Source organism: Brevundimonas sp. GN22 (assembly GCF_054824005.1).
In genome coordinates this window covers 1-7,954 of record NZ_JSYD01000184.1, presented here as the reverse complement: position 1 = coordinate 7,954, position 7,954 = coordinate 1, and the positions used below count along the sequence as shown (strand labels likewise).

10 protein-coding genes are annotated in these 7,954 nt (G+C 63.8%); 7 read left to right on the top strand and 3 right to left on the bottom strand.

Annotation, left to right across the window (positions count from 1 at the left end):
* The first annotated feature begins 134 nt into the window (after positions 1-134).
* The 6 genes from OB03_RS14985 (at position 135) to OB03_RS14960 (ending at position 4,251) form a co-directional block, all read left to right on the top strand.
* Complete coding sequence (locus OB03_RS14985) at positions 135-572, top strand: hypothetical protein (protein WP_461344701.1); 438 nt, start codon at positions 135-137, stop codon at positions 570-572.
* Positions 481-1,722: a DNA-packaging protein gene (locus OB03_RS14980; protein WP_461344700.1), complete on the top strand. Its 1,242-nt coding sequence runs from the start codon at positions 481-483 to the stop codon at positions 1,720-1,722. The genes OB03_RS14985 and OB03_RS14980 overlap by 92 nt, the downstream gene beginning before the upstream one ends.
* Before the next feature lie 191 nt (positions 1,723-1,913).
* Entirely contained in the window at positions 1,914-3,080 is a 1,167-nt protein-coding gene (locus OB03_RS14975) for a phage portal protein (RefSeq protein ID WP_461344699.1), read from the top strand.
* Positions 3,077-3,304 carry a hypothetical protein gene (locus tag OB03_RS14970; RefSeq protein ID WP_461344698.1) on the top strand — a complete coding sequence of 76 codons (228 nt, stop codon included), beginning with the start codon at positions 3,077-3,079 and terminating at the stop codon, positions 3,302-3,304. The genes OB03_RS14975 and OB03_RS14970 overlap by 4 nt, the downstream gene beginning before the upstream one ends.
* Positions 3,301-3,717 carry an HK97 family phage prohead protease gene (locus OB03_RS14965; protein WP_242913742.1) on the top strand — a complete coding sequence of 139 codons (417 nt, stop codon included), beginning with the start codon at positions 3,301-3,303 and terminating at the stop codon, positions 3,715-3,717. Before OB03_RS14970 ends, OB03_RS14965 begins: the two co-directional genes overlap by 4 nt.
* A 78-nt stretch (positions 3,718-3,795) precedes the next feature.
* Positions 3,796-4,251, top strand: a complete 456-nt coding sequence (locus tag OB03_RS14960) for a hypothetical protein (protein ID WP_461344697.1) — start codon at positions 3,796-3,798, stop codon at positions 4,249-4,251.
* Positions 4,252-4,254: 3 nt separating this feature from the next.
* Here the strand turns inward: OB03_RS14960 and OB03_RS14955 are convergent, their stop codons facing one another.
* From OB03_RS14955 to OB03_RS14945, 3 genes are all read right to left on the bottom strand, one after another.
* On the bottom strand, positions 4,255-4,638 hold the full coding sequence (locus OB03_RS14955; RefSeq protein ID WP_461344696.1) for an acyl-CoA thioesterase: 384 nt from the start codon (positions 4,636-4,638) through the stop codon (positions 4,255-4,257).
* A 213-nt stretch (positions 4,639-4,851) separates the two neighbouring features.
* On the bottom strand, positions 4,852-5,652 hold the full coding sequence (locus OB03_RS14950) for a hypothetical protein (protein WP_461344695.1): 801 nt from the start codon (positions 5,650-5,652) through the stop codon (positions 4,852-4,854).
* Positions 5,653-5,796: 144 nt separating this feature from the next.
* A complete protein-coding gene (locus OB03_RS14945; protein ID WP_461344694.1) occupies positions 5,797-6,402 on the bottom strand; it encodes a hypothetical protein in 606 nt (201 codons plus the stop codon).
* Positions 6,403-6,446: 44 nt separating this feature from the next.
* On the opposite strand from OB03_RS14945, the gene OB03_RS14940 reads away from it, so the two are divergent.
* Positions 6,447-7,673, top strand: coding sequence for a phage major capsid protein (locus OB03_RS14940; protein ID WP_461344693.1), 1,227 nt, complete (start codon positions 6,447-6,449; stop codon positions 7,671-7,673).
* Positions 7,674-7,954: the final 281 nt, after the last annotated feature.

Below are 7,954 nucleotides of genomic sequence, written 5' to 3'. Positions count from 1 at the left end.
GGCCCTCGCAGATGCGGGGGCCTTTTTGTTTTGGTGCGCCCACTGGGCGGGGCCAATGGCTGTAAAAATAAGGGATTGGTGAAGGGAGGCGGGCGTTTTCGCGCCTGTGGACGCTGGTGCCCTATGGTTTGGGTATGGCGGGAAATGGGGCAGCGGAGATCGGAACTGTTCAGCAGTGGCTGGATCAGGTGTTCGGGCAGCTGCAGGCCATGGTCGATCAGGCGGTTGAGGTTCTGATTGAGGCTGGCCCGCCGAAGGATGTGGCGGAAGCGGAAAAGCGGGCGCGGGCGGTGGGTGTGGTGGCACGCACGGCCAAGGCGGTGGCGGCGCTGAAGACCAAGCCCACTAAGGTTTCGGGAGAGGCGGAGGATGATGTGGCCGGACAAGGTGAAGTGATTGATGAGGCCGAGGAACAGCGCCTTAGGGCCGAGCTCTTCGCTCGCGTCGATCGTCTTTTCGAGGTTGCCGAACAGAAGGGATATGGTCCGAAGCCTGATCGAACAGGTGGAGGCCGAGCGGCTGTCGCGGGTGTTGGGGACGACGCCGCCTGTGAGGCCCGAACAGGTTTGTAATCCGCCCGACGAAGGGTGGCGGACATGGGTGCTGCTTGGCGGGCGCGGCTCGGGCAAGACGTTTGCGGGCGGGTTCTGGATGAACGAGCTGGCGCGCAAGGGGGCGATGAGTTTCGCACTGGTGGGTCCGGCTTTTCATGATGTGCGCGAGGTGATGGTCGAGGGGCCGTCGGGACTGCGGGCGCTGGCTGGGCCGGATAATCGGCCGCGCTGGGAAGCCAGTCGCCGGCGGCTGGTTTGGCCGTCGGGGGCGGCGGCTTATGGGTTCTCGGCAGAAGATCCGGACAGTCTGCGCGGGCCGCAGTTTCATGCGGCGTGGGCGGACGAGTTCTGTGCGTGGCGCGAGCCGGAGAAGGTTCTCAGCAATCTGAGATTTGGGCTGCGGCTGGGGGATGACCCCAAGCTGGCGGTGACGACGACGCCTAGGCCGATTGCGGCCTTGCGGCGGTTGTTGGCCGAGAGCGGCGTGGTGACCAGCAGGCTGTCCACGCGGGATAACGAGGCCAATCTGGCTCCGGGTTTCTTGAGCCATCTGCGGGCGCTTTATGCGGGGACGCGGCTGGAAGCGCAGGAGATGGAGGGGCTGATCGTCGAGGCGGACGGCGCTCTGTTTCGTGCGGAGGATTTGGCGCGGGCGCGGGGGAATGTTCCGGTGCGGCTGGAGCGCGTGGTGGTGGCGGTGGACCCGCCCGTCACGGCGCATGGCGATGCCTGTGGGATTGTCGTGTGCGGACGGCGCGAGGGCAGAGCCTATGTGCTGGCTGATCGGTCGGTGCGGGGCTTGTCGCCTGTGGGCTGGGCCAAGGCGGCGGTGAAGGCGGCCGAGGATTTTGATGCTCAGTTGGTGCTAGCCGAGGCCAATCAGGGGGGCGAGATGGTGCGGACCCTGATTGCGCAGGTGGGCGGCGAGGTGCCGATCAAACTGGTGCATGCGACGCGGTCCAAGAAGGCGCGGGCGGAGCCTGTGGCGGCTTTGTACGAACAGGGACGGGTCGTTCACTGCGGGGCGTTTCCGGCGCTGGAAGAAGAGCTGATGGCGATGGGGAGCGAGCATCAGGGGCATAGTCCGGATCGGGCGGATGCCTTGGTGTGGGCGGTGACGGATTTGCTGTTGGCGGGAAGAACACAGCCGAGGTTGCGGGCTTTGTGAGACGCGCAGGCCGCGTCGGGTCGAGAAGGCGGAGCCTTCTGACCGCGGCCAACCAAGAAAGACACCCCCCTCCGTCATGGCGGTGCCATGACATCTCCCCCGCAGGGTAGGGGAGGAGAAAACATCAGGCCGTGTCGGGTCGAGAAGGCGGAGCCTTCTGAGCGCGGCCCACTCAAAATGGAGAGCATGAAATGGGTTGGTGGCAGGGACTGGGCCGCAATGGCGGAGCTGTGCGTGAGGAGAAGGCGAGCAGGGCGGGGGCTCTGATTGCGCTGTCGGGTGTGGGACGGGCGCAGTGGACTCCGCGCGATTACGGGCATCTGGCGCGTGAGGGGTTCGGGAAGAATCCGGTGGCCTATCGCTGTGTACGGCTGATTGCCGAGGCGGCGGCGTCTTGTCCGATGAAGGTGATGGTCGGGGGCGTGAGGGATGATGCGCATCCGCTGGCCAGGCTGATGGACAAGCCCAATCCGGAGCAGTCGGGGGCGGAGTTGCTGGAGGGGCTTTATGCGTCGTTGCAGACGGCGGGTAATGGTTATCTGGAGGCGACCGGGGATGCCGATGGCGATGGGGCTCCGGACCAGATCTGGGGCTTGAGGCCGGATCGGGTGAAGGTGGTGCCGGGGGGCGATGGCTGGCCGGTGGCGTGGGAATATGGGGTGGGCGCAAAGAGCGTTCGGATCGGGCGACACGGCGATGGCTGGTCGCCCGTTTTGCATCTGAAGCTCTATCACCCGACGGATGACCACTATGGCTTCTCGCCACTGGAGGCGGCGGCGTTTGCCATTGATGTGCACAATGCCTCGGGGGCTTGGAACAAGGCGCTGCTGGACAATGCGGCGAGGCCGTCCGGGGCGCTGGTCTATGGCAGCCGTGATGGCGAGCGGCTGACGGGCGAGCAGTTCGAGGCGCTGAAGGCAGAACTGACGGAGGCGCATGCAGGGGCGCGGAATGCGGGCCGTCCGCTGCTGCTGGAAGGCGGGCTGGACTGGAAGCCTATGAGTATGAGCCCTGCCGAGATGGATTTTGTCGGCGGAAAGAATGCGGCAGCGCGGGAGATTGCGCTGGCGTTCGGGGTGCCGCCGCAGATGCTGGGTGTGCCGGGGGATAGCACCTATGCCAACTATCGCGAGGCGAATGCGGCGTTCTGGCGCGGGACGGTGGTGCCGCTGGTGCGGAAGGCGGCGGGGGCGATGACGGGTTGGCTGGGCGGTCGATTTGCGGACTGCCGGATCGAGGCGGATCTGGATGCTGTGCCGGCGCTTCAGGTGGAGCGCGATGCGCTGTGGGCGCGGGTGGATGCGGCAAGTTTCCTGACGGTGGAAGAGAAGCGGAAGCTGGCGGGGGTGACCTCATGACAGTGATCAAGAAGATACCGGTCGCGCTGCTGGTCGCTTTGGTGGTGCAGACGATTGGCGGGTTGGTGTGGGCTGGCGGGGCCGCGGCGCGGATTGGGGCGCTGGAGGAGAAGGTGGCCGAGCAGGCGCTGGTGGCGGAGCGGCTGGCGCGGCTGGAGGCGCAAGGGGAGGCGATGCGGGCCTCGCTGGAGCGGATTGAACGTCAGCTGGAGGGGCGCAAGTGAGGATCGAGGGCTATGCGTCGCTTTGGGGCGTGGCGGACCTGAACGGCGATGTGGTGCATCGCGGGGCCTTTGCCGAGAGCTTGGCGCGGACCGGAGCCGAGGGGGTGCGGATGCTGTGGCAGCATGACGGGCGCGCCGTGATCGGGCGCTGGGAGCGGATGACCGAGGACGAGCGGGGCCTGTTCGTCGAGGGCTTTATCGGTGACTGGTCGGCGGAGGCTCGAATGGCCAAGGCCGTGTGTAAGGCAGGCGCGGTGGATGGCTTGTCGATCGGCTTTCGCACGGCGCGGGCACGTAAGAGCGGACGGTTGCGGGTGCTGAGTGGGGTCGGGTTGTGGGAGGTGTCAGCGGTGACGTTTCCCGCCTGTCCGGGCGCAAGGCTCAAGGTTGTGAACGCGGTAGCGGCGGCTTAGGGTATCGTTGCTACTTGAAAGGGCAGGCTAATGCGGGCGAATCCTTGGGTTGTAATGGTGGCGAGCGGGTTGGCGCTGATGGCTTGTAAGCCTGAAAGGGAGGCGCGTGGGCCGCGAGCCACGAACGTCGAGGGTGCTGCGCCCAATACCCACTGGACCCTGTGGGATGGTCGGGCACCAAGCCTTATGTATTTCGACGCGGGCCTGTCGGTGATGTCGTTTGGATGTGCGGGCACCGGTTTCGTAGCCTCTGTGAGTGGGTTCGAGGCGGCGCAGGCGTGGCCTCAGCCGGAACTGTCATTCCGGTTTGGCGATGAAGTGGTCACGGGCTTGCCGGATGCGGCGGTTCAGGAGCGCGGTGTAAGCCTGTCGATCCGTAAGTCTGTGAGCGACAGACTGCTGATGGCTATGGATACCGCGTCCGAGGTCAAGGTTAGCTTCAATGGACAGGAGCGCGAGGTTGCCCTGCCCGAACGCACGGTCGACGCATTTTTGGGGCTTTGCAGGACGATGACGGCACCGGCAATGCGTTGACGCTCAGGCGGTGAGAAGGGCGCGGAAGGAATCGCTGAGCGGCGTGGATTTGCCGTTGATAGCGCGCACATAGGTCAGAGTGATCTCGGTGAGTTCTGTGTCTTCGCGCGAGATGCGAATGGTGAGTTGCACGCTGGAGTTGCCGATGCGGGTGGGGGTGACGTGACAGGTGATCAGGTCGTCCGGCTTGGCAGGTGATTTGAAAGCCAGATGGGCGTCAACGACGTAGAGCTGGAGGAAGTCTTCGACGGTGGAGGTACTAGCACCCAACTGGCGGAAGTAGTCGGTGCCTGCGACGTCGGCGTAGATCAGATAGTTGGCGTTGAAGACGACGCCTTGGGGGTCTGCCTCGTTCCAGCGGACGCGGATGGGCGTGGAGAAGGTCATAGGATTTGCATTGGCCGTTTGGGAAGGGGCGCGAGGTGGCTATCGGGTAGCGACCGGGTTTCGTGGTGCGCCTGATGCGGAGGTGTGGCGCGGCAAAACGGCCAGCGCGCGACCGGCATATGGTGGAACAGACACGACTACCCCCTCAGGTGTGAACTGGGGGGACTATGGAACGGTGGTCTGCGTTTGTCGCGAGGAAATGCGCGGTTGAGATCAGCGGCGGGCGGGGGCAGCTCCGGCGTCGGTGATCGAAGCGCCTTGGACGGACCAGAGCTTGCCGCCCGCAACCGCGTAGATTGGAATGCGCGCGTAAAGGGACAGGAAGACATGCACCTCGAGCGGTTGGGGGGCGACCACAATTGAAGTGGTCAGCGCGACGGAGTTCGCCGGTTTCTCCAGATTTAGGCACGAGGTGGAGAGTTGTTCGCGCTTTAAGACAGTCTTGCCGTCTGCACTGATGTGGAAGCGATAGTGTCCGCCCATAGGAACGACGGTCGACTCGGTGGTGGAGGCGAGCAGCCAGACCAGCCAGCCGTCGCTGTCAGGATCATCGAGCATAACGGCATTGTAGCGGGCGGCGCAGCGTAGATCAGAGGTGGTGAGGTTGGTTCCTGCGGTCAGGCGGGCGTTGAACTGGGCCCGTTGTTTCGGCGGGAGTGTGGGGTCGCTTGCAGCGGTGACGCGACCAGCGCGGCCATCCGCATCGACGGAGATGTCGAAGGCGGCGCTCGGGTTCGAGGTGTCGCCGGTGAGGAACCGGACCAGATGGCCCTGGTTCTTGGGAATGACGATCCAGCCGATCAAGCCCTGAGGTGGGGTGCCATTTGAGCTGGCCAAAAGTGCGTCGGTGGCGCGGGCGGCGGCGCGATCCTGAAGGTAGATGGCTGAGCCGAGAGCGCCCGTCTTTTGTAGGGACCAGGCTTCGACCTGAGTCACCGGCGTTTGGGCTTGGGCGAGCGGGGCAACGAGGGCCGCGACCAGGCCGAGGAGGGGGAGATAGGGCTTACAACGCATGACACGCTCACCAGTGGCTGTGGAGGAAAGATCTCGCACGCCGACGGTACATGCGGTGGTGTGGGATGCAACCTTGGGTTTATTATGCGGTTAGCGGCGAAGCGCAGGGAAGGCGTAGCGTCCGGTTTTGGCGGCGTCGGCGGTTTAGATTTCGTAGAGGCGGCGGAAGGCGCTGCGATAGGCCGTGCAGATAATAAGCGCAGCGAGCGCTGCTACGACCCAGATGTACTGGGGGTGAGCCGACTTGTTGGATCTGAACCAGAAGATTTCGAACCAGACGACGGCGAAAAGCCCGAGGACTGAGAGAATGCTTGGAAAATTTCTCAGCCAGTTCAGAGAACGAGGCAGAGGAAGCGGGGCACCCAGTTTGTAAATCAGCATTTGAATGATGTGAGGCCCAGTGTCGATTTCCGGAAGACGGACGTAGGGGGCACTCGCTCCAAGACGTTTGGCACCGAAGAGGCCGCTGGTAACCTTTTGCAGCGGGGACGCGACCATGAAGGCGGGATCCTCTCCGCGAGGTGGAGACGGCCGGTACAATCTGGAGTCGCTGTACATCGATTGCGGGATCGCAAGGGGCAGTAGCGCGATCACTGTTCCGAGGGGCCAAATGGGAACGTCGTTGAGCAACCGGCCAAGCTGCAATCCTAGGTAGCTGAACGGCACAAGGCTGACGATTGCTGGTCTCAGGAGCTCGCGAAACCAAGACGCATCTGACTGATTTTCGGTGCGTTTGGTGCGGTTCCACATGCGACTGACAGTATCCGCGTAGCGCGGGTTTTCAAGGGGAAAAGATGAAAGAAGTCAAAAACGTATCGGGTTCGCCTGAGGCGCGTGAAGTCGTGCGCGAAATGATGGTGGCGTTTGAGGCGTTCAAGAGCGCCAATGACGAGCGCGTGGCGCAGATCGAGAAGAAGGCTGCGTCCGATACTCTGCTGGAAGAGAAGGTGGCGCGTATCGATCGGGCGGTGGTTGCGGCGCAGGCGAAGCTGGATCGTATGGCGTCGCAGGGGCGTCGTCCTTCGCTGGCTGGTGAAGGTGGCGAGGTGAACTCGGCTCCGGAGGCGAAGGCTGCGTTTGATGGCTATCTGAAGACGGGCTCGGTGGGTGGTCTGGAGATCAAGGCGGGCCTTTCGACGGGGGCTTCGTCGGGTGGCTATGTGGTGCCGCCGGAGACGGAGCGCGCGATTGAGCGCCGTTTGATGGCGGTGTCGCCGATGCGCGAGATTGCCTCGGTGCGCACGGTGTCGGGTGGTGTGTTCAAGAAGCCGGTCTCGACGGCGGGTGTGGTTGCGGGCTGGGTTGCCGAGACGGCGGCGCGACCGGAGACCGATCCGGCGACGCTGGCGCTGTTGGAGTTTCCGGCGGCTGACCTTTACGCAAATCCGGCGGCCACGCAGGCGCTGCTGGATGACGCGATGGTCGATCTGGACGAGTGGCTGGCGGGCGAGGTTGAGGATGCCTTTGCAGCCCAAGAGACATCGGCCTTTGTGACCGGTAATGGTACCAACAAGCCCAAGGGTTTCCTGAGCTATGACACGGTGGCTGATAGCGCCCATGAGTGGGGCAAGATCGGCTATGTGGCCAGTGGTGCGGCGGGTGCGTTTGCGACCGAAAATGCGGCGGATAAGCTGATCGATCTGATCTATGCGCCCAAGGCCCAGTATCGTGCCAACGGCCGCTTTGTGATGAACCGCAAGACGCTGTCGGCGATCCGCAAGTTCAAGGACAGCGAGGGCAACTACATCTGGGCTCCGGCGCAGCGTTTGGGCGAGACGTCTTCGGTGCTGGGTTATCCGGTGACCGAGATCGAGACGATGCCGGATGTGGCGGCGAACAGTCTGTCGATTGCGTTTGGTGACTTCCAGCGCGGTTATCTGATTGTCGATCGTGCGGGTGTGCGTGTGCTGCGTGATCCGTTCACCGCCAAGCCCTATGTGCTGTTCTATACGACCAAGCGTGTCGGCGGTGGTGTGCAGAACTTTGATGCGATCAAGGTGATGAAGATGGCGGCTTCTTAAGACCGCGTCGGGTCGAGAAGGCAGAGCCTTCTGACCGCGGCCAAGCATGAAAGTGCCCTAGCGTTCGTGCCGCGGGCACGAACTGCTTGAGGGCACCCGCCGGAGGCGGGAGGGCCGCGTCGGGTCGAGAAGGCAGAGCCTTCTGACCGCGGCCAAGTGTGAAGCGTAGAGCCAAAGGGCGGTCCGTGGGGGCCGCCCTTTGGCGTTCTAAAGGGGTGAACGATGGCTGCTGCAGTCTCTCTGGCGGAGGCCAGGGTGTTTTTGAGGGTGGAGCATGAGGC